Genomic DNA, 20,527 nt, shown 5'->3' with positions numbered 1-20,527 from the left:
AAAGATTGTCTCTTGTTAGCGAACCATTGCCGTCAAACCGAGAACTCCACAATACAATGCCAAAGTAAGAGAGGCAGCGGGACAACCAGAGAACTTCTTTGATCGCGACATCGCCCAGGGAATTTTTTGGCTGAGTCCGCCGCGTATTTTGATATTGCGGTACAGCGGAGATTTTTTATGCGTGCAGTTTTAATGGCAGGTGGTGCTGGGACAAGGTTGCGTCCCCTGACTTGTGATTTACCGAAGCCGATGGTGCCAGTGCTCAATCGCCCCATTGCCGAGCATATTATTAATCTACTCAAACGCCACCGCATTACCGAAGTGATTGCCACGCTGCACTATGTACCGGACATCATGCGGGACTATTTTCAGGATGGCCACGAGTTTGGTGTCAAAATGCATTATGCCGTAGAAGAAGAGCAACCTTTAGGGACGGCGGGCTGCGTCAAAAATGTCGAAGAACTGCTTACCGAAACCTTTGTGGTGATTAGTGGGGATAGCATTACGGATTTTGATCTCGCGGCGGCGATCGCCTTCCACCGTGAAAAAGGTTCCAAGGCGACCCTGGTTCTTACCCGTGTTCCCAATCCCGTTGAGTTTGGTGTCGTCATCACCGAAGAAAACGGACAAATTAGTCGCTTCCTTGAAAAACCCTCCACCAGTGAAATTTTTTCCGATACCGTCAACACAGGCACTTACATCCTCGAACCAGAGGTGCTGAAATATCTCCCGGAAAACGAAGAATGCGACTTCTCGAAGGATCTCTTTCCACTGCTCCTCGACCGGGGAGAACCGATGTATGGCTACATTGCCGATGGCTATTGGTGCGATGTTGGACACCTTGATGCCTACCGTAAAGCCCAATACGATGCCCTCGCCCGAAAAGTCCATGTGGAATATTCCTATGAAGAGCGATCGCCTGGGATTTGGATTGGCCACAATACCTTTATTGACGACAGTGCGACGATCTCCCCCCCGGCGATGATTGGTGATAACTGCCGCATTGGGGCTAGAGTTCACATTGAACCCGGTACGGTCATTGGCGATAACGTGACCGTCGGTGCCGATTCTGACCTCAAACGTCCTATTCTCTGGAACGGCGTGGTCTTGGGCGATGAAGTGCAGTTGCGGGCCTGTACGGTGGTGCGGGGAAGCCGAGTCGATCGCCGCGCCCACATTTTAGAAGGGGCTGTGGTGGGGGCATTATCCACCGTGGAAGAAGAAGCCCACATTGGTACCGGCGTGCGGATCTGGCCCAATAAACGGATTGAGGCGGGGGCGATTGTGAATATCAACCTCATCTGGGGCAGCACAGCCCAGCGGAATCTGTTTGGTCAGCGGGGGGTTTCTGGCCTCGCCAATATTGATATCACCCCCGAATTTGCCGTCAAGCTGGGGGCAGCCTACGGTTCGACCTTAAAAATCGGCTCGATGGTGCTAGTGTCGCGGGATCAGCGCAGTGTCTCGCGGATGGTGAGTCGTTCCTTGATTGCGGGGTTAATGTCGGCGGGGATTGGCGTGCAAAATCTCCAGGCCACAGCAATTCCCATCGCCCGGACCATGGCGAATATTCTAGATGTGGAAGGGGGAATTCATGTGCGGCTCCACCCGGAACGGTCGGATCATCTGCTAATTGAATTTCTCGACAGCCAAGGAATCAATATTTCTAAGGCGAAGGAAAAGAAAATTGAGGGGGTTTATTTTAAAGAGGATTTAAGACGGGTGGCGATCGCCGAAATTGGCGAAATGTCCTGTCCGGCGCAAATTATTGAGCAATATAGTCAGCGCTTTGAAGATCACCTCAATATTGGTGCCTTGATGAATAGCGGCTCGAAGGTGGTCATTGATTATGCCTATGCTGTGTCTGGTGCTGTTTTGCCGACTATTTTGAATAAATTTAGCTGTGATGCCGTTGTCCTCAACGCTAGTCTCAAGCAAAATTCCCCCGTGGGCCAAGAGAAAGAATCCCTACTGTTGCAGTTGGGCCATGTGGTAGAAGCCCTACGCGCCAGCATGGGAGTACAGGTTGCCGCCAACGGGGAACAACTCACCCTCGTCGATGAATCGGGACTATCTATTTATGGGGAACGCCTCACGGCTTTGCTGACAAGCATTCTCTTCACGGCCAGTCCACGCAGTTCCGTCGTGGTGCCCATCTATGCGTCGAGTGCTGTAGAACAAATTGCCCGCCGCCATGATGGCCATGTGATCCGCACCAAGGCCAACCCCACAGCCCTCATGGAAGCCTGCCGGAATAATCCCCATGTGGTGTTAGGGGGAAGTGGAGACATGGGTTTTATTTTCCCGGAGCTGCACCCTGGCTTTGATGCGATGTTTACGATCGCCAAATTAATTGAGATGTTGACCATCCAAGAGCGATCGCTCGGTCAAATTCGGGCAGAATTACCAATCGTTTTCCACAAGTCTTACACGATGCGTTGTCCCTGGCGGGTAAAGGGGGCTTTAATGCGGCACTTGGTCGAAATCCATGAGAGCGATCGCCTGGTGTTGATCGATGGCGTCAAAATTATTGATCCGGTTTCGGATAACTGGGTGCTGGTGCTGCCCGACGCTGGGGAACCATTAGTACATATTTACGTCAACAGTGAAAGCCGGGAATGGGTCGAAGAATCCTTGCGGGATTATCGCCACAAAGTGCAGAGCTTCATCGAACGGGAACAAAACGGCGATATGCCGGAATTTTAGGACGCGGTTTTACGACCATGGTCGGGACAAGGGGGCGCGGAGATTGTCCGGTCTAACCATCCTTGGGCCTGTTCTAGATGTTGCAGGGCGGCGGCGGGATTGTCATTCAACAAAAAAACCAGAGCCGCAGATAAATGTTGTTGGGCTTGGACTTTACGGTTGCCTTTTAATCTGTGCCAATCATTAGGGGCGATCGCCAACTTTGCAGCGAGGGCCTGTGCCAATTCAAGGCTATCGATTTGCGTTAAATCAGACGTTAAAACATTACCCATCACAAAAACCCATTAATTGCGAATATATAAAAATGTCGGGGTTTACCATGGTAAACCCCGATACCCTAGACCGTCATAATGTCTTTTTCTTTGATCTTGAGCAGGTCATCGATTTTTGTCGTAAACTCGTCCGTCACCTTCTGGATATCGTCCTGTAAGCTACGAGATTCATCCTCGGAAATGTCGCTATTTTTCTCCTGTTTGCGCACATCATCAATGGCATCACGACGAATATTGCGGAGGGCCACTTTTCCTTCTTCAGCTAATTTTCCCGCCGTTTTGACCAATTCTTGACGGCGCTCCTTCGTTAACGGGGGAATATTTAAGCGGATATTTGTCCCATCATTGTTGGGGGTCAGACCCAAATCGGACATGGAAATGGCCCGCTCCACATCACTCAAACTACCCCGATCAAAGGGTTGGATCATGATAGTGCTGGAGTCGGGTGTCGAAATACTCGCCAACGATTTTAGGGGAGTTTCTGCACCGTAATATTCCACCGTAATCCGGTCGAGGAGGGAGGCGCTGGCTCTCCCTGTCCGGAGCGTATTAAAAGACCGCTGGGTTGCCTCAATGGTCTTTTGCATATTTTCTCTAAGTTCACTTAACTGCACAGGAACCTCCCACGATTGTTCCAACTGGTTCACCTTTAACGGCACGGACGATGTTACCTTTCTCAAATAGATTAAACACCATAATCGGGATGTCGTTTTCTTTGCAAAGGGCGATCGCCGTCCCATCCATTACCCTTAAATCATTGGCGAGAACGTGGGCATAGGTCAAGCTTTCATAGCGTTTTGCTGCGGGATTTTTCGCTGGATCGCTGTCGTAAACCCCATCAACTTTGGTGGCTTTGAAGATCACTTCGGCGTCAATTTCGGCGGCCCTCAGGGCAGCGGTGGTATCGGTGGTAAAGAAGGGATTCCCGGAGCCTGCGCCAAAAATCACTACCCGACCTTTTTCTAAATGCCGGATGGCCCGTCGCCGGATATAGGGTTCTGCGACCTCCTGCATGGCGATCGCCGTTTGGACTCGGGTCGGAATATCGATTTGTTCGAGGGCATCCTGGAGGGTCATCGCATTCATCACCGTCGCGATCATGCCGATATAATCTGCCGTGGCCCGATCCATCCCTTTAGCCGAAGCCTGTACCCCACGGAAAATATTGCCACCGCCAACCACGATCACAATTTGCACACCGCTGGAGACAACTTCCGCAATTTCTTTGGCGATGTCTGATACGATTTGCGGGTCAATCCCGTAACCGAGATCCCCCATCAGAGCCTCACCACTCAGCTTTAAAAGAACACGTTGGTACGCCATCGGTTGTCCCGTTCCTATCTAACTCGCGTTTTGCCTCCATTAAAATAGCAGCTTTTCGGAAATTGCGGCCCGACCCAAGAAAACTTTGCGCCCTGAAAAAGTATTTTATTTTTTATTACCATTTAGATTATTAAAGTGAATCTAAATCAAAAATTATCACTGGAGCAACGGCAATGGGCACAGTCACCGCCGCAGATCAATGGCATTGGCAAGAATGGGAAGGGCGGCCCTATTTAACCTGTGAGCTGTTAGAGCCTTGGCACCATGGCTTTTTTACCCAAGCTTTTGCCCCGGAACTGCCAGAAAATCTTGTGAAAATCTTTCACCCTGAGCTGTCGGCCTATCGCGTTAAGCAAGTCCACGGCAATACCGTCCTCACACCCCACGAAATTAATTGGGAAGGGGAGCATTTTTCGCCAGCGGATGGGATTGTTTCAACGGCTTCCCAACAGGCGGTTTTTGTCGCCACAGCAGATTGTACGCCAGCACTCATTGGCGATCGCCGCACCGGACAAGTGGCAGCCATCCATGCGGGCTGGCGGGGTACAGCAAAACGAATTATCCCCGAAGCGATTCAAAAGTTTCTCGATGCGGGTTCTGAAATAAAAGATTTACTAGTTGCCCTTGGCCCGGCCATCAGTGGCGAAGTTTACCAAGTCTCCACCGATGTTGCCGTCGAGATGGGAGTCAGTTTAGGCTTGCAGGATCTTGCAGATGATCTCGATGGGATGCTCCTCGCCTTGGAAAATCTCCTGGATTCACCGATCCTGCCCGATGATGAACATGAAAAAGTGCGCCTTGATGTCCGTCGCGTCAATCAATTACAGCTTGAGCAGTTGGGTCTAGATCTTGGGCAAATGGCGATCGCCCCCCACTGCACCTACCAACAGCCTGAACATTTCTTTTCCTATCGCCGCAGCAACCAAAAAAACGTGCAATGGTCAGGAATTGTCTCCCGCTAACCCCAAGCGAAAGTTTCGATAAAAAAAGAGAGGCCTTTGCAGTACCTCCCTTCATCATTAAAATTTGCAATCAATTGTGCAGTTTATAGAAAAAGCTTGTGGAACCCAGAAGAAAATACTTGGTTTCCGCAACTATTCTGCTTACTCTGTTGCACTCATGTATTCATCATCAGTATCGAGATCTTCGCTCTCGTCCACTTGATCTTCAACGGTCAGACCAGCCGCTTCAGCCCGGAGCTTTTCGCGGTACTTCTCTGCCATCTCCTCGGCCTTTTCAAACACAAGGTCACGGTTCTTGAGCATATCGCCCGGTTCGGGTTCAAGCTGCTTCGTCGACAAGGAGATCCGACCCCGTTCCGCATCAAGATCAATGATCATTACCTTCAGTTCGTCGTTCACCTGGAAGACGCTGTGGGGGGTATCAATGTGGTCGTGGGAGATTTCAGAAATGTGGAGCAGGCCGCTGACACCGCCGATATCAATAAACGCACCATAGGGTTTGATCCCACGGACAGAACCCACAACGACTTCGCCGACTTCTAGGCCATTCATCTTCCGCTCAACCAGCGCCCGACGGTGGCTGAGGACGAGGCGATTGCGGTCTTCATCGACTTCGAGGAATTTGAGGGGCAGTTCCTGGCCGACGAGATCTTCTTTCGCTTGGCGAGTGCTGATGTGAGAACCGGGAATAAAACCGCGCAACCCTTCAATACGCACCAAAGCACCACCACGGTTGGTGGCAAACACCAAAGAGCGAACCGTCGCATCTTCTGCTTGGAGTTGACGGACACGTTCCCACGCTCTCATGTATTCAATGCGGCGGATGGAGAGGGTAAGCTGACCATCTTCGTTCTCATCGGTGAGAATGAAAAACTCACGGGTTTCGTCAGATTGAAGAACCTCATCGGGAGTATCCACACGGTTAATGGACATCTCCTGGATGGGAATATATGCTGCGGTTTTCGCGCCGATGTCGATCAATGCACCTCTTGGCTCCATACTAAATACGGTGCCGGGAACGATATCTCCAGGGCTGAAGTGATAATCGTATTTGTCTAAGAGAGCGGCAAAATCGTCATGGGTAAAACCAATATCTACTGTAGCTGTGTTCTGACTGACCATGTGTGTTTCTATTCCTAGTGTTTAATCTCCTGAACTTTTGTTGCTGACCTCCAACCTCGATACGCGACCGACCTTTGGGATTTAAGGCACAACCCAAAATGGCTTTTTCATAACATATGTTTGGTGGGAGAAATAGTCTAGGGATGGGAAAGCATCGCCTCGACTAGCTTTGGGTAAATTACGGGAGCCTTGGATGTCTTCAAATTTGAATGCTTGATGACATCTTGATAAGTAATTTACAGCAGCAAGAAAAACCGTACTACGATCAAGGCAGTATGGCAGGGTACATATCTTAAAATGTAAAAGTTAAATATATTAAGATACAGGATATCAATAGTATCTCAAAAAATGGCGCAGATCCATAAGTTCCCAGGCTTATTTTTTCGGCTGTCACTGCAGGGGAACGGGATCAACAAAATAAATCTCGTTTAATTTAGTTTGCAGAGGGCGTTAGGACTGAGGGAGAAGTCAGATCTTCTGATTCTTCGTCTTCATTGAGGGTTTGAATCCAGAGGTTGGCTTGCTCGGCGTTGTCCTGGAGATGACTGAGGGTTTCGATAAAGTCATCAACTCCTTGGAACTGACGGTACACGGAAGCAAAACGCACGTAGGCGACTTCACTTTCTTGGCGGAGCCGATGCAATACCAAATCCCCAATTTGGGCTGTGGTAATGCTGCGCTTGGGTTTCTGTTGGAGTTGGGCTTCGATTTCTTCGGCGATCGCCTCTAGGGTCGAGGGTAAAACAGTTGTTTTTTCGCAAGCCCGCACCATACCCCGCAAAATTTTAGAGCGATCAAAGGCTTCACTTTGACCATTGCGCTTGATCACAGAGATGGGCACAAATTCGATCCGCTCGTAGGTAGTGAAACGGTGTTTGCAACTGAGGCATTCCCGACGACGACGGATACTCCGTCCAGCGCCAGTGGATCTTGACTCTAAAACGCGACTATCAGTATGTTGACAATAGGGGCATTGCATAACGATTGGAACAGAAAAAAGTTGGCCGATCTGAGCGAAATATGGCAGCCGCTGATCGGTGCATCCTAATGATTGGGGGAAAATGGAGAAAGCCTGAACCAAGAAAAAATCTGCCCCAAAAGACAAACTTTTCGCTTTAGTTCAGGGATGATCTTCAAAGGTTGGTATGAGAAAATCAAAGTTTATTTTTCGATACGGGGGGGTTCGCGGAAGGCGATCGCGAAAAAGAGAACCGATAACGCCATCGCTAGCACAATAATGTAAGCAACACTATCCATGTTTTTAAAAAATCCTTGGGTTTTGAACTTTTGCTTCACTTTAACATTTTTTTGTTCGGATCCTCAGTTGGGGTTTTGTTGATAATTGAGATTTTAAGTTTTTTAACGTTTTCTGCCCCGTTTGGGAAAAATATGGGGTCTTGGGGACTTGGGGAAAAGATTTTTGCAGACTATTCGAGGCACAGCTAGGGGATGACGGAACAAATTTTAGAATTAAAAGTTGAAGGAGCAGGGGAACGCCTGGATCAATGGTTGGCCCAGCAGCTCCCAGAATTATCACGGTCTCGTTTGCAACGGTTGATTGAGCAGGGTCAAGTGCAGCTCAATGAAGCCCCTTGCCAATCGAAAAAGACAAAATTAAAAGTGGGCGATCGCCTAATACTCAAGATTCCCGCCCCAGCAACCATGGCCCTCGCACCGGAGGCAATGGATCTGGATATTTTGTTTGAAGATGAGCATTTTTTAATCGTTAATAAACCCGCTGGGATGGTGGTACATCCGGCACCGGGAAACTATACCGGCACCCTTGTCCATGGTTTGTTGGCCCACTGCGGCGAGAATTTAGCAGGTATTGGTGGGGTACAGCGGCCTGGCATTGTGCACCGCTTGGATAAGGACACGACCGGGGCGATCGCCATTGCAAAAACAGACCAAGCCCACCAACATCTACAGGCGCAAATCAAGACCAAAACAGCGAGACGGGAATATATGGGGATTGTCTACGGTTGCCCCCGGAACGATGCTGGGACAATTGAGGCACCGATTGCGCGGCATAAAGGCGATCGCAAAAAAATGGCCGTTGATGAAACGGGGCGTCCGGCGGTGACCCACTGGGAGATCATGGAACGCCTGGGTAATTATTCCCTGCTCTATTACAAACTAGAAACGGGGCGCACCCACCAAATCCGCGTTCACAGTGCCCACATGGGCAATCCAATTATCGGGGATCCCCTCTATACCAGCAATAAATTTGATAAGGTCAAACTCACGGGCCAAGCACTCCATGCCCGCAAGCTCATGGTCGAACATCCAGTGACCGGAGAAACGATCGAGGCGATCGCCCCTTTACCTCCAGAATTTGAAAAGTTATTGCGGTTTTTGCGGCAACGACATTAGGTCGTTCAAGTGGGCAAAATACTTATTCTGTACCTAAGATCAGGATTAAGATGTAGTTTTTATGAACTGAGTTTTCTTGGATTTGAGAGAAATATTGCCTTCAGTTGTAAATAGATCAAAACTTTCAAGCATATGAGAGTAATTACGGAGAAATCGGGGAAAGTAAGACCAATGGGAATGAGTCACGAGCAAGATGGTATCTACATTTTAGAGATTTATCATCAGTCAGGGAAAGTCAGTGAGAAGCGGTATACCAACAAGGAGCTGGCTTGGCAAGGATATCAAACACAATGCAAGCATTATGGGAGACGCAAGCTCAAGCTCTATGTAGCAGCTTCTTATTCGTATACAAGTGGGACATTATTAGAGACCATTTATAAAGTAAATCTTTAGGAAACTAGCCGACGCAACATCAGACGACTCATGGAAGCATAAATCCCTGCCTCCGACACTTCTGATAATTGCTCATAGTCTTTACTAAGGCGACGATAATAATTCAACCAACCAAATGTACGTTCAACAATCCAACGCTTCGGGAGTACCATGAATTCTTTACTGTTTCTGCTAATCACTTCCACCTTGGCTTGCACCATTAACCAGAGACTTAAGGCAAAGCGTCCTCCTCGATATCCAGCATCTACCCACATCAACCGCAATCGCTTCAACATCTGCTGTTGCTGCTCCCTTAGCTCCATCACTGCAGCAAGGGCAAAGGTTCGTTCTGAGCTATTTCCCTCGGAGACCATCACTTTGTAAAGTAACCCTAAACTGTCGACTAGCAAGTTTCTCCGTCTTCCTTTGACCTGTTTCCCGCCATCGAAGCCATAGACATCGCCCTTTTTTCTGTCGTCTTGACCGATTGGCTATCGGCAATCAGGACGCTAGGTTCTGGGGTTTTCCCCACTGCTTGACGGCAGCGAGTCCGCAAAGCATGGTTGATGTTTTCCCAAACTCCCTGCCTCTGCCATTTGCGATAGTAGTAGTACACCGTGGAGGAGGGAGGAAAGTCCTTGGGCAGATAGGCCCATTGACAACCGGTTTTGAGGAGATAGAAAATCCCATTGCAGACCTGTCGCATATCAGTAGTACGTGGATGACCGCCGGACTTTGGAGCAGGAATCAAGGGTTCTAGTAAAGCCCATTCTGCATCGGTCAGGTCACTGGGGTAAGAAGCTTGAGACATTGGTGCTATTCTCCTGTGTCGTTACGCTTATGCTTGACCTTAACGACTTCACGGGCAAAAATCCTGTTCTCTTTATCTTTACTTTATAAACACCCTCTTAGCAGCACATAATTTCTCTGGACTGAAAGGCATATTGCAGAAATAAGACTATTTGGCTGCAAAAAAACTCTAGGCGCAAATAACAATCACCTTCACTTTTCCCCTAATGATTTAAGGTAAGCCACCGCGCCATTGGATTACCTGCTGAGTCTGATGTTCTCCGAAACGCCTCTCGGCTGTAATTTCTAAATCCACCACCATTCCGCTCTGGAGATACTCTTGATCCAAGGGGAGATCGCCTAAGCGCAGTTGATATTCTGAACCAATTTGCTGCACTGCTTCTGGGGAGAGGCGTCCGCTATAACGGGTTTCGTAGGTGTAGCCCTCCCGAAATTGGGGTGTGGGATTACGGGTGCGGTAGGTGACCATAAATTGCGTGTCTAACCAATCGCTCCGGGGGCCGAGATCGAGGATGCTGAAAGTTAGATCGCGGCCAGTTCCCCGCAAACCCTGGCGGATCAATTGGGTAGCCTCATCCGCCTGCATTGCCCGGTTAACTTGGATTTGGAAACCGTTACCCTGGGATTGAACGGTGTAATCTAACCAAGCTGTCCCCGATTGTTGTACTGCTAACTGCCGATTGTCTCCCAGGCTGAGGCTAAATTGTGCTTGGTTAAAAGCAGTTTGGGGTTGATCAGCGGCCCAAACCAATTGGATCGGCGCAGTGAAAAGTTCGACATATTCGCGATAGGTATCGGGGACTTGGGAACCGCTGGCTAATTTGCTGCGCAATCCCGTGGGCGATCGCCAAATATTTTTACTGAGGGTCGTCCCCGATCGTTCCAATGCGGCGAGAGAAATGGCGGTGTTGGGATTGTCGGTGGGGATAGCGGTTAAATTTTGAATGAGGGTCACGGTGCCAGGAGTTCCATTTCTGCCAGGGTTACCATCGGGAGCGTTACGACCATTGCGACCGGGGGTGCAGTAATAGCGTTGTTGAGTACATCGCTCTTCTTTTCTGGGTTTTTCTTCGGGATTATTGCTGGCCACTTCCTCCAGATGGCAAGTTTCGACGACCCAAGAGGAATAGGGACAACCACAGCCGCGCCCCCCGTAACCGCCTCGCCCCTCTAGTCCACCTTCGCCACCGCGATTGTCGATAAAAATTAGGCGGAGATCCTGGGGCTGTTGATAGAAAATTGTCACATCCGCGCCATCGCCCCCATTACCACCGTTGCCGCCTCGACCGCCATCGCCCCCATCAGCGCCCCGAATATTGTGTTCTGGTCGTCGCCAATAGCTAGAACAGCGGGCCGCTTCGCCATATTCGCCGTCGGTGCCTGGTTCGCCGTCGCCACCCTTTAGGTCAAACGTGCGGGCGGTGCCATCGATAATGATTGTTTGATCTTGGACACTGCTGCCGGAGCGACCATCGCGGCCAGGACGACCATCGCGACCCGTCTGTCCCCACGAGAAGGAGTTGTTGTAATAGGGATAATGCTGGGAAACCCCAGGGGCGATCGCCCCGAGCATAATTACCCCGACCACAACGCTGCCAATTCCCACCCAATGGTGCCACTTCATCGCGTTTGACCCCTGATTTATCCGCCCGGATATCACTCCGTGACGGGCTAGAAACCTCTCTAGTTTCTAGTGTACCCAGCAGTCCACCAGTCAAAAGGCGATCGCCAAATTTTGTTTTTCTGCATAACACTCCATATTTACCTGTTTATGGAAAAAATTTCTATATAGGGGTAACAAAGGAGGCATGACACGGAACTCATCCGCATAATATGGAATTAAGCGTCCAGTTTTCGATTTCCAAAGATGTTCAATAATGGTGTAAAAAGTGGGACAAGGAAATTATTTAATTGTTTACGAAAAAAATAATATCTTACATAAAATTTGTAGAATTTTCTTCGGATCGGATGGATCGTATTATGTGACATCACCCTATCATCCACTTAACAAAGCAAACTTAGCTATGCTTACTGTGAAGTATGGAACTTTTGCTGAAGAGCACACTGTTCCTTTCGAGAACATGGTAGATTCTGGCTCTCTTGATGATGAGGAAAAACGGTTGAAACTTTCTCACCATCCAGATGGCTTTATACAGTTTTCGGGCCAAGGTATCATTTCGGGAAAAGATGAAGAAGGTAAACCAAGAGGTATCGGCATATATTCTTGGGCATTGAATGACCCCATTCCTGGACCTGCATTTGGAATAACTCTACTTGGGCTTGAAGAATTCTGTACTGTTGAGAAAGTGAAAGGAGATACTTGCATTTTTCATGATAATCTTCTACCTCCCGATGAAGAGGCAAATGGTTATGTTTTAGAAGCATATTATTTCCCCTCAAACAGGCGTAGATTTATTCAGACTGATACTGATGGAAACAGATTTATCCTTAATTGGCATCCCACTCATTGTGTGATGAAACTAAATGTTCTTTTGCCAATGAAGAAATGCAAATTACAAGGATTTATTGGAGTTCATCTTTATCCTTTAGAACTTAAAATGAAAAATGAGACTTGTGCTTTTTGGCTGGGAAGTTCTACTGGGAATATGAGATTCACACCCAATGGAGACAGAATTGCTGAGGGGCTGTACTGCTTCTATCCTGAAATACCTGGATTACGTTCTCGAAAAATACTTAACTATCAACCTGAATAATTTATTTGTAAAATTTTTTACGTTTGTAAATCAAGTGAAGTGCAAACAGTAAAAATTAGGAATTGTCGCTGTCCACCAGGCGATATGTAATCGCATAATCCTGTGTTGATGGATTTTGGCGATCGCCGAATTTTGGACAAATTTTTTCTGCATAACATAACACTCTATATCTAGCTATTTATGCAGAGATTTTTTATATAAAAGTAACAGAGAGGGCACTATACAAAAATCATCCGCATCATACATAGTCTATGTGTGTGTTACCTAGAGGTCATAGGAAAAGGAAAGATGACTGATTACTTTGGTTCTTGTCTGTGTGGAACAACGAAATTTCAAGTACAAGGGGAGTTCGACAGCTTTTACCTGTGTCATTGTCAGCATTGCCAAAAAGATACAGGGTCGGCTCACTCGGCAAATTTATTTTCGCGGTCTGCTAAATTGATTTGGCTGGCTGGTGTGGATGCAGTGACTACATTTACGCTTCCAGGTACTCGCCATAGCAAAAGCTTCTGTAAGTTGTGTGGTTCAGCGTTGCCAAGCACTCAGATCGCAGATTTTCTCGTCATTCCCGCAGGGTGTTTGGACACAGAAGTTTCTATGTCGCCAACTGCCCACATCTTTACATCGAGCAAAGCTGTCTGGGACAGAGCGTTAGGGGAACTGCCAAAATTCAAGGGGTTGCCAAGTTGAGCGACCATCACATGACAATTCAAAGCACGCTAACTTCACCATCCTGAAATACAGTATTTGACGAAAAAAATTAGGGCATTGTCGCTGTCCACCAGGCGCTTATTGGAATTCTTGTTGCAAAACGCAACTTTATGACGCATAATGCAATCATCTAGTTAGGAAAATAATATGTCTGTTGCCGTTCGTATCTCTAACTCTTTGGCGACAAAGGCTAAAATTCGTTCAAAAGCCATGCATCGTTCAGTTGCTGGCCAAATCGAGTATTGGGCGAAAATGGGTGAAATTCTCGAAGATAACCCTGATTTGTCTTTTGCTTTTGTACAAGAAATCCTCATCGGTAAAGAAGAGGCTGAGAACTCTGAATTAACACCTTATGAGTTCCAATAAAAAGAAAATCGAAGTATATCAAACTCCCTCCTTTACCAAGAAAAAAAAGAAGCTTCGTAAAAATGAAATTGCAGACCTAGATAATGCTGTTAAAGCGATTATTGAAAATCCAGAAATTGGTGTTCAAAAAAAAGGCGATTTAGCTGATGTGTGGGTCTACAAATTTAAAATGGCAAAACAGGAAAATCTGCTTGCTTATAAGTGGGATGCGGAAAAAAGAATTCTTATTGCACTTGGCGTCCACGAAAATTTCTATCGTAATTTGAAAAAATCAAACTTCTAACAACGAGTTCGAGCGCAAAATTCCAAAGCTCCCTCTGCTCAACGTCGATGTTGAAAATTTGGTTGGGCGATCGCCACATGAGAAAAAATTAGGGCGTTGTCGCTGTCCACCAGGCGATCGCATAATCTTGGCTAGCTTGATTGGCTTGCTCAGCATAGACAACCCGCACTTTATACTTTCCTGTTTTTGGAATGGGGCAAAAAATATGTTCAACGCTATCAACGGGACTGGTAGAGCGACATACCGCCTCGCCTAAGTTGTCAGCATCCGCTGGCAAGAGATAAAGATTAAGATCATTCAGGCCGCGATCCGTAAAACTTTCTCCCACATCATATAGACCATTATTGTTCTGGTCATTCAAGTCCACCCAACGATCCCAAGTGAGGGTCAGGGCTACAAAAGAATCCCGTTGCAGGGGCATGGCGAAATGATAGTCCTGAAACTCTTGGGCGCTAATTTTGTCATAATTCCAACCCCGACTCGGTACAGGCGCTGTCGTTGACCATTGTCCGGCGGCCAATTGTTGGTAGGCGCGCTGGGCGTTGAGTTGACCGGTACCCATTTCGATATCCAGAGGAATATCGGGATTTTTGTAAGCGTCCCCTTCGAGCCAGGTGCGATTTTGTTTACTGAGAACCGTGCGGGTCATCTCCAGAGATTTCCCGTCCCCAGTATCGGCAATTTTATCGGCGCTGTTGAGCAATACCGCCTTCATTACTTCATGGTGACGGGCAGCGAGGCTCCATTGGTCGGCCTGGGTTTTTAGTTGGCGATCGCCAAATTCCTGTAACAAGGCAACGGTGCCAGTGATGTGGGGGGCCGCGAAACTCGTACCACTCACTCGGTCGATTTTATTAAAGGTGGTGATCAGATTGAGCTGACTACCGGGGGCACTGAGGCTAATGGCCCGGCGGGAACCCGTATTAATTTCCTGGCGAATCAAACGACTGCCACTGCCCACAGGCAGGGAACTGAGATTAGCAAAATCGATTTTATTAAACGCATCCCCTTGAAACCGGGTGGTGTAGGCGGTAGTAATGCCGTTGTAATGATCCGTCGGAATCGGGATACCACCAGTGCCTTGGTTTCCGGCTACCACATGGAGGACATCATAAACCCGCGCTGTCCAGTCTAAACATTGGGTCAAAAGGGCATTGCCATCTAAAGCTGGATTCGGCCGGGGATCGCGACTGAGGGATTCCCCAAAACTGAAATTGATCGCCCGCACGTCGCCGCCATTTTGTCGGGCAATGTGTTGGGTCGCGAGACATTCCTCTGGTTGGGCCGAATCGTCAGTGGAACCGATCGCCGAGGAAAACAGACGGGCTTCTGGGGCGACTCCCAGTTGGCGTTTGTCTTGTCCGACCATAATTCCCGCTACCATACCCGCGTGGTCATCGACATGATCGTCGGGGGTTGCCTTTTCGTTGAGGAAAAACAGTTGGGAAAGTCCCAGTTGGGGTTGCCAGACGGCCCGTTTATCGAGGCCAAATTTGCCGGGGCGACCAATTTCTACTTGGCCAATGGCGATTTTGCGACCGCGCAGATCATAGGGTTCGCTGTGGAGGGTGGTGGCTTGGATTCCGTTGTCGCCGATAGAGGTATTAAAGTCCTGGGCGATCGCCCCTTCAAATCCCCCAAAAACCGTCAAACCGAGGGTGAATATCCCAAAAAGCGACCGTTTTTGCCTAAATCTCCCCATGATCCCCCGCTCTTAACCCAAAACTGAATACTAAACAATGTGAATTGCTACATAAATCGGCGCCAGCCTCTAGTTAAACTTAACGTAAATCATCAAAAAACAGGTTGAGAAGTTTATATATGGATACCGCCGCACTCTGGCAACGTTACCAAGCTTGGCTCTACTACCATCCGGAACTCGAATTTTACGTCGATATCAGTCGGATGGGCTTTGATGAGGCGTTTGTACAAAGTTTACAACCGAAGTTTGCAAAGGCATTTCAAGATTTAAAAGCGATCGAAGCCGGGGCGATCGCCAACCCCGATGAAGGCAGAATGGTGGGTCACTATTGGTTACGTAACCCTGATCTCGCCCCCAATGCGGAACTAAAAGCAGATATTGTTGACACCCTCGAAAAAGTCGAAAAATTTGCCAAGGCAGTTCATGCGGGAGAAATTACGGCTCCCGGTGGTGTGCCGTTTACAGATATTTTCTCCATTGGCATTGGCGGGTCTGCCCTCGGCCCCCAATTTGTCGCCGAAGCTCTCGCCGATGTGGATGCGCCGTTAAAGATCCATTTCATCGATAACACCGATCCCGACGGCATTGACCGCACCCTCGCCCAGGTCAAAGATCGACTGAATACCACCTTGGCGATCGTTATTTCCAAATCCGGCGGCACGCCCGAAACCCGGAACGGCATGGTTGAGGTGAAAAATTTCTACAAAGCCCACAAAATTGATTTCTCTTCCCATGCAGTAGCGATTACCGGAATTGGCTCCAAACTCGAAAATGTCGCGAAATCCGAGCATTGGCTCACCACCTTCCCGATGCATGACTGGGTGGGCGGCCGGACTTCCGAATTGTCAGCCGTGGGTTTAGTTGCCGCCGCGTTACAAGGGATTAATATTCGGGCAATGCTCGACGGCGCAAAAATAATGGACGATGCCACCCGCATTCCTGAACTGAAACAAAATCCGGCGGCATTATTGGCTCTGGCTTGGTATTACTCCGGCAATGGCAGGGGTGAGAAGGATATGGTAATTTTGCCCTATAAAGACCGTTTGTTGCTCTTTAGCCGCTATTTGCAACAACTGATCATGGAATCCCTCGGCAAGGAAGAAGATCTCGATGGCAATAAGGTCTACCAAGGGATCGCCGTCTACGGGAATAAAGGTTCCACTGACCAGCACGCCTATGTGCAACAACTGCGGGAAGGAGTTCCCAATTTCTTCGCGACCTTTATCGAAGTGTTAGGCGATCGCCAAGGTGACTCTATCGATATCGAAAATGGCGCAACTAGCGGTGATTTTCTCTCCGGCTTTTTGCTCGGCACTCGCGAAGCTCTCTATGACAATGGCAGGGACTCGATTACCATTACCGTTCCCGATGTTGATGCCCGTACTGTCGGTGCCCTGATTGCCCTCTATGAACGGGCTGTCACGATCTATGCGTCTTTGGTCAATATCAACGCTTACCACCAACCTGGCGTCGAAGCTGGGAAAAAAGCAGCAGCATCAGTGCTCGATCTCCAGAAAAAAGTGGTGGATGCGGTAACGACGAGTGAGTCCCCTCTGACCCTCGATAGCCTAGCGATTAAAGTCGGGGCGGTTGAACAAATTGAGGTGATTTACAAAATTGTCCGTCATCTGGCTGCCAATGGTCGCGCCTTGAAATTAGAGGGCAATCCGGCTCAACCCAGTGCGCTAAAGATTAGTCGTCTCTAAGCTCAGAATGTCTCACATTCAAGCTATGGCTGACCTGTCACGCGCTCCAGGATAAAGAAAAATGGCTGGGTAGATTGCTTGAAATCCATCACGCCAAACACTTGATTTTCGTCAATTTTCCTAAAGGAATCGTTGATGGGCAGGCAGTCATAGATCATGGTGGCGCTGACTTTGCCGCAATATTCCATCATTCGGAGTCTGGCTTGACTTTTTTCGGTTTTAAATAGGCTATTGAGCAACCTCAGAAACGGTTTAAAGACCGGGTTTTGGGGCGTGGGTAATTTCAAGACCATCTTCATGGTTTTGAGGTTGGGAGCTACTTTAAAAATTTCTCCCTGACGACCAGAAAAAAGTAGGGGATGTACAGTTTCCGGGTCGATAAATTCTTTGCCGTACCAGTTACCTAACTCCAACAGACCATCCATCGGGTGCCCTGTATAAATTCCCCGGCCTCGCCACAGTCCCCACATAAAGTCCAGATCAACGGTTTCGAGGCGGTCAAAGAGTTCAAGGGCTTCCTGGGTCGTACCTTGGCCTGTTTGCAAAATGCTTGGTAACTCAGCTGTGGTCGTCATCGGCGATCGCTTTCCATCAATGTTTGGGGTCATTTCCATAGGCTAACAAGAAATTCAGGCAGTGATAGATCTTGAGAAAAGCGAGTTTTTTAGATGGGAGGCTGGCGACATCGCAAATCTTGATTTAGAGATTATTGGCCCTATTGCGTTTTGGGGGGCTGGCAATGGGCGATCGCTCCAGAAGACATCGACTACACTAAAAATATCAATACTCCCAGGAAAACCATGGTTGCCAATGCAGTTCGCTGGACAGTACAGGATCTCGAAGCCATGCCCGACGATGGCGGCTGGAAACGCTATGAAATTATTGATGGAGAATTAATCGTGACCCGCGCGCCCCATATTTTTCATCAAAGTGCTGCGAGTCGGCTTCACATCGCCCTAGGTAATTGGTCAGACCAATCAGGTCTTGGTCGTGTTTTTGAGGCTCCAGGGGTGGTCTTCTCTCCGAATGATGGGGTGATTCCAGATGTGGTGTGGGTGAGTAATGCGCGTCTCGAAACGGGTGTGGATGAGTCGGGGCATTTTACCGTTGCGCCGGAACTGATGATCGAAATTCTCTCGGCGGGCAAATTAAATGAGCAGCGGGATAAAGAGGCAAAGCGTAAATTATATTCGCTCTATGGGGTGCAGGAATATTGGGTGGTGGATTGGCGACTGAAAACCATTGAGGTCTATCGGCGAAATCAGGCGCAGTTGGAGTTGGTCTGCACTTTACTGGGTGATGATGCCCTCACTTCACCTTTATTACCCGATTTTACGATCGCCATTGATCAGGTCTTTCGTTAAGCTCGACTTTTCGGATGCTGACAATAGGCGAACAAAATATCAATGCAGTGGGCGATCGCCCCAAGGTGAGCAATCTCGTAACCATGGGTATTTTCCGTGGGGAAACTGAGGCAAGCGCCCCGGCACACATGGCCAAATTTCATCGCAATGGAAGCATCACTACCGAATCCTTGGATAATCGCCTGTTGGAGCGGTCGGTGAATGCCAGCGGCGGCAGTGATAATTTCTTGGTTGAGACCTTCATCGTAGATCCCGTAACCATCCTGGGACAGTAACACGGGCCGATCCCCAGCGGCGATCGCATATTCCCGCGCCAGGGGACAAATTTCTAGGGCAACCAAAGCATCCAGTTGAGTATTTTGACTGAAGTAGAGCGCTCCCACAGCCCCCACTTCCTCCTTTGCTGAGGCGACCAGATAAACATCTTGGGGGGGATTTTTGAGCCGTTGGGCCAGTTCAATCAGAATGACGAGGGAAGCTTTGTTATCGAGGGTGTAGCTGGCGATGTAATTTTTCAGGCGGAACGGTTTTTTGCGGTGTTTCCCGACTACGACCCGACTCCCCGGACGCACCCCAGCGGCAAGCAGTTCACTACTATGACACTTCGTTTCCAGCCAAGCCTGGTGCCACTGGACGGGTTTTTCCGTTTGCAGTAGTTTCTGGGGAGATTCGTGGGAAACGTGGCGCGACCCAAAGCTCAAAATCCCGGAAATCGTTGTGTTATCACCGAGGATATCCATCACCCCTTCGCCGTAGATCCAGGGATAAGCCCCACCTAAAGCTCGAATTTCCACGCGACCCGTGCGTTCATCTACCTGTTTCACGATCGCCCCGATTTCATCTTTGTGGGCGGTAATGGCGATCGCCCCTGCTTCCGGATTCTGACCAGGAATTTTCACGATGATATTGCCAGCGCGGTCTTGCCAATGGTTCACCCCAAGTTTGGCGAATAGAGCGAGGAGATAATGGTCAATTTCTGTTTCTTGGCCACTGGGGGAATGGTGCATGACTAAGGTAGAAATTTGCTCAAAAAGCAGGTCAAAATCGTGGCTCATGGTCAAAAAAGTTGTGGAGAATAGAGGAAAAAACAAGGAAAATCGCCCCCACAATTCTCGCAACTTCCTCTCAAGAAAAAAGAAGAGTTGGCGGGGGCGATCGCCTTTGAATCCCCCTTCCGAAGGGGGATTTAGGGGGATGTTCTAACCCAAAGCTTTTTCAATGGCCGCTTTCAGGTTTGCATCATCGGGGGCTGTCTGGGGCTCAAAGCGTTCGATGACTTCACCGTTACGGCCGACGAGGAATTTGCCGAAGTTCCAGGCGATGTCGGGGCCATCCCCCACGAGAAACTGGTACAGAGGGCTGCGGTTGGCGCCGTTGACATCCTGCTTTTCGAGGAGCGTAAAATCTACGTCATATTTGGTCTTGGTGAAATCTTTGATTTCGTCAGGGGTGCCGGGTTCCTGGGCGCCGAACTGATTACAAGGAACGCCGACAATCACCAAACCGCGATCGCCATATTCTTGATCGAGGGCAACCAGGCCACTGTACTGGGGCGTCAAGCCGCATTTGCTCGCTACATTCACGAATAAAACGACTTTATTTTCGAGGGTTTCCGGGCTGAGGGGCGCGCCGTCTAGGGTTTTTAACGCTGTGGGTAAAGCCATGGTGATGATTACGAATTATTACGACAGTTCCCATTATCGGGGATCGACGGGGAGCAGGGGTAGGCTCGGTCAAAATT

At 48.7% G+C, this 20,527-nt stretch carries 21 protein-coding genes; 9 read left to right on the top strand and 12 right to left on the bottom strand.

Annotated features, from left to right (window positions below; all coding sequences use genetic code 11):
• Positions 1-177 precede the first annotated feature (177 nt).
• Entirely contained in the window at positions 178-2,706 is a 2,529-nt protein-coding gene (locus FEK30_RS09635; RefSeq protein WP_012306577.1) for a mannose-1-phosphate guanyltransferase, read from the top strand.
• On the opposite strand, the gene FEK30_RS09630 is transcribed toward FEK30_RS09635, so the two are convergent.
• The 3 genes from FEK30_RS09630 to pyrH all read right to left on the bottom strand — a co-directional run bounded on the left by FEK30_RS09630 (position 2,703) and on the right by pyrH (position 4,301).
• On the bottom strand, positions 2,703-2,978 hold the full coding sequence (locus tag FEK30_RS09630) for a DUF6439 family protein (RefSeq protein ID WP_065716154.1): 276 nt from the start codon (positions 2,976-2,978) through the stop codon (positions 2,703-2,705). The two genes, FEK30_RS09635 and FEK30_RS09630, sit on opposite strands and share 4 nt — an antisense overlap.
• A 65-nt stretch (positions 2,979-3,043) precedes the next feature.
• Complete coding sequence (gene frr, locus FEK30_RS09625) at positions 3,044-3,592, bottom strand: ribosome recycling factor (protein ID WP_012306579.1); 549 nt, start codon at positions 3,590-3,592, stop codon at positions 3,044-3,046.
• Positions 3,579-4,301 carry a UMP kinase gene (pyrH, locus tag FEK30_RS09620; RefSeq protein WP_012306580.1) on the bottom strand — a complete coding sequence of 241 codons (723 nt, stop codon included), beginning with the start codon at positions 4,299-4,301 and terminating at the stop codon, positions 3,579-3,581. The genes frr and pyrH overlap by 14 nt, the downstream gene beginning before the upstream one ends.
• A gap of 173 nt (positions 4,302-4,474) precedes the next feature.
• Here pyrH and pgeF point away from each other — a divergent pair, with 173 nt between their 5' ends.
• A complete protein-coding gene (gene pgeF, locus FEK30_RS09615) occupies positions 4,475-5,263 on the top strand; it encodes a peptidoglycan editing factor PgeF (protein WP_138073069.1) in 789 nt (262 codons plus the stop codon).
• Positions 5,264-5,404: 141 nt separating this feature from the next.
• Here pgeF and FEK30_RS09610 read toward each other — a convergent pair whose 3' ends face one another.
• The 3 genes from FEK30_RS09610 to FEK30_RS09600 form a co-directional block, all read right to left on the bottom strand.
• The gene (locus FEK30_RS09610; protein ID WP_012306582.1) at positions 5,405-6,385 is read right to left on the bottom strand and encodes a 30S ribosomal protein S1; all 981 of its coding nucleotides are present in this window, start codon (positions 6,383-6,385) and stop codon (positions 5,405-5,407) included.
• A 433-nt stretch (positions 6,386-6,818) separates the two neighbouring features.
• Positions 6,819-7,364 carry a transcriptional regulator NrdR gene (nrdR, locus tag FEK30_RS09605; RefSeq protein WP_012306583.1) on the bottom strand — a complete coding sequence of 182 codons (546 nt, stop codon included), beginning with the start codon at positions 7,362-7,364 and terminating at the stop codon, positions 6,819-6,821.
• A gap of 182 nt (positions 7,365-7,546) precedes the next feature.
• Positions 7,547-7,642, bottom strand: a complete 96-nt coding sequence (locus FEK30_RS09600; RefSeq protein WP_012306584.1) for a photosystem II reaction center protein T — start codon at positions 7,640-7,642, stop codon at positions 7,547-7,549.
• 192 nt (positions 7,643-7,834) lie between these two features.
• Between FEK30_RS09600 and FEK30_RS09595 the strand changes: the two genes are divergently transcribed.
• Positions 7,835-8,758: an RluA family pseudouridine synthase gene (locus tag FEK30_RS09595; RefSeq protein WP_138073068.1), complete on the top strand. Its 924-nt coding sequence runs from the start codon at positions 7,835-7,837 to the stop codon at positions 8,756-8,758.
• Positions 8,759-9,147: 389 nt separating this feature from the next.
• Here FEK30_RS09595 and FEK30_RS09590 read toward each other — a convergent pair.
• Both FEK30_RS09590 and FEK30_RS09585 read right to left on the bottom strand, forming a co-directional pair.
• Positions 9,148-9,941, bottom strand: a protein-coding gene (locus FEK30_RS09590) for an IS5 family transposase (RefSeq protein WP_138073045.1) whose coding sequence is annotated in 2 segments (ribosomal slippage) — positions 9,148-9,608 and positions 9,608-9,941 — 795 coding nt in all. Because the reading frame shifts where the segments join, the coding sequence is not laid out codon by codon here.
• Positions 9,942-10,151: 210 nt separating this feature from the next.
• Positions 10,152-11,564 (bottom strand): hypothetical protein, encoded by a 1,413-nt coding sequence (locus tag FEK30_RS09585; RefSeq protein WP_138073067.1) that lies wholly within the window; start codon positions 11,562-11,564, stop codon positions 10,152-10,154.
• Between the two features lie 265 nt (positions 11,565-11,829).
• Between FEK30_RS09585 and FEK30_RS09580 the strand changes: the two genes are divergently transcribed.
• The 4 genes from FEK30_RS09580 to FEK30_RS09565 all read left to right on the top strand — a co-directional run bounded on the left by FEK30_RS09580 (position 11,830) and on the right by FEK30_RS09565 (position 14,014).
• Positions 11,830-12,654, top strand: coding sequence for a hypothetical protein (locus tag FEK30_RS09580; protein ID WP_138073066.1), 825 nt, complete (start codon positions 11,830-11,832; stop codon positions 12,652-12,654).
• Positions 12,655-12,942: 288 nt separating this feature from the next.
• Complete coding sequence (locus tag FEK30_RS17300; RefSeq protein ID WP_138073065.1) at positions 12,943-13,344, top strand: GFA family protein; 402 nt, start codon at positions 12,943-12,945, stop codon at positions 13,342-13,344.
• A gap of 168 nt (positions 13,345-13,512) precedes the next feature.
• Positions 13,513-13,731, top strand: coding sequence for a TA system antitoxin ParD family protein (locus tag FEK30_RS09570; protein ID WP_062433137.1), 219 nt, complete (start codon positions 13,513-13,515; stop codon positions 13,729-13,731).
• A complete protein-coding gene (locus FEK30_RS09565) occupies positions 13,718-14,014 on the top strand; it encodes a type II toxin-antitoxin system RelE/ParE family toxin (protein WP_138073064.1) in 297 nt (98 codons plus the stop codon). Before FEK30_RS09570 ends, FEK30_RS09565 begins: the two co-directional genes overlap by 14 nt.
• An 88-nt stretch (positions 14,015-14,102) precedes the next feature.
• Here the strand turns inward: FEK30_RS09565 and FEK30_RS09560 are convergent, their stop codons facing one another.
• Complete coding sequence (locus FEK30_RS09560; protein ID WP_138073063.1) at positions 14,103-15,716, bottom strand: S8 family serine peptidase; 1,614 nt, start codon at positions 15,714-15,716, stop codon at positions 14,103-14,105.
• Positions 15,717-15,835: 119 nt separating this feature from the next.
• On the opposite strand from FEK30_RS09560, the gene FEK30_RS09555 reads away from it, so the two are divergent.
• Positions 15,836-17,422, top strand: a complete 1,587-nt coding sequence (locus FEK30_RS09555; protein WP_138073062.1) for a glucose-6-phosphate isomerase — start codon at positions 15,836-15,838, stop codon at positions 17,420-17,422.
• 23 nt (positions 17,423-17,445) lie between these two features.
• On the opposite strand, the gene FEK30_RS09550 is transcribed toward FEK30_RS09555, so the two are convergent.
• The gene (locus FEK30_RS09550; protein ID WP_138073783.1) at positions 17,446-17,997 is read right to left on the bottom strand and encodes a DUF4334 domain-containing protein; all 552 of its coding nucleotides are present in this window, start codon (positions 17,995-17,997) and stop codon (positions 17,446-17,448) included.
• Between the two features lie 225 nt (positions 17,998-18,222).
• On the opposite strand from FEK30_RS09550, the gene FEK30_RS09545 reads away from it, so the two are divergent.
• The gene (locus FEK30_RS09545) at positions 18,223-18,786 is read left to right on the top strand and encodes a Uma2 family endonuclease (RefSeq protein ID WP_030007265.1); all 564 of its coding nucleotides are present in this window, start codon (positions 18,223-18,225) and stop codon (positions 18,784-18,786) included.
• Here FEK30_RS09545 and FEK30_RS09540 read toward each other — a convergent pair.
• Complete coding sequence (locus FEK30_RS09540) at positions 18,783-19,841, bottom strand: M42 family metallopeptidase (protein WP_065710383.1); 1,059 nt, start codon at positions 19,839-19,841, stop codon at positions 18,783-18,785. The two genes, FEK30_RS09545 and FEK30_RS09540, sit on opposite strands and share 4 nt — an antisense overlap.
• A gap of 144 nt (positions 19,842-19,985) precedes the next feature.
• Positions 19,986-20,450: a glutathione peroxidase gene (locus tag FEK30_RS09535; RefSeq protein ID WP_138073061.1), complete on the bottom strand. Its 465-nt coding sequence runs from the start codon at positions 20,448-20,450 to the stop codon at positions 19,986-19,988.
• Between the last annotated feature and the right edge of the window lie 77 nt (positions 20,451-20,527).

It is taken from the genome of Picosynechococcus sp. PCC 11901 (genome assembly GCF_005577135.1).
Lineage (GTDB): Bacteria > Cyanobacteriota > Cyanobacteriia > Cyanobacteriales > MRBY01 > MRBY01.
Note: the sequence above shows the minus strand (reverse complement) of the source record. Positions and strands in the feature narration are given on the sequence as shown.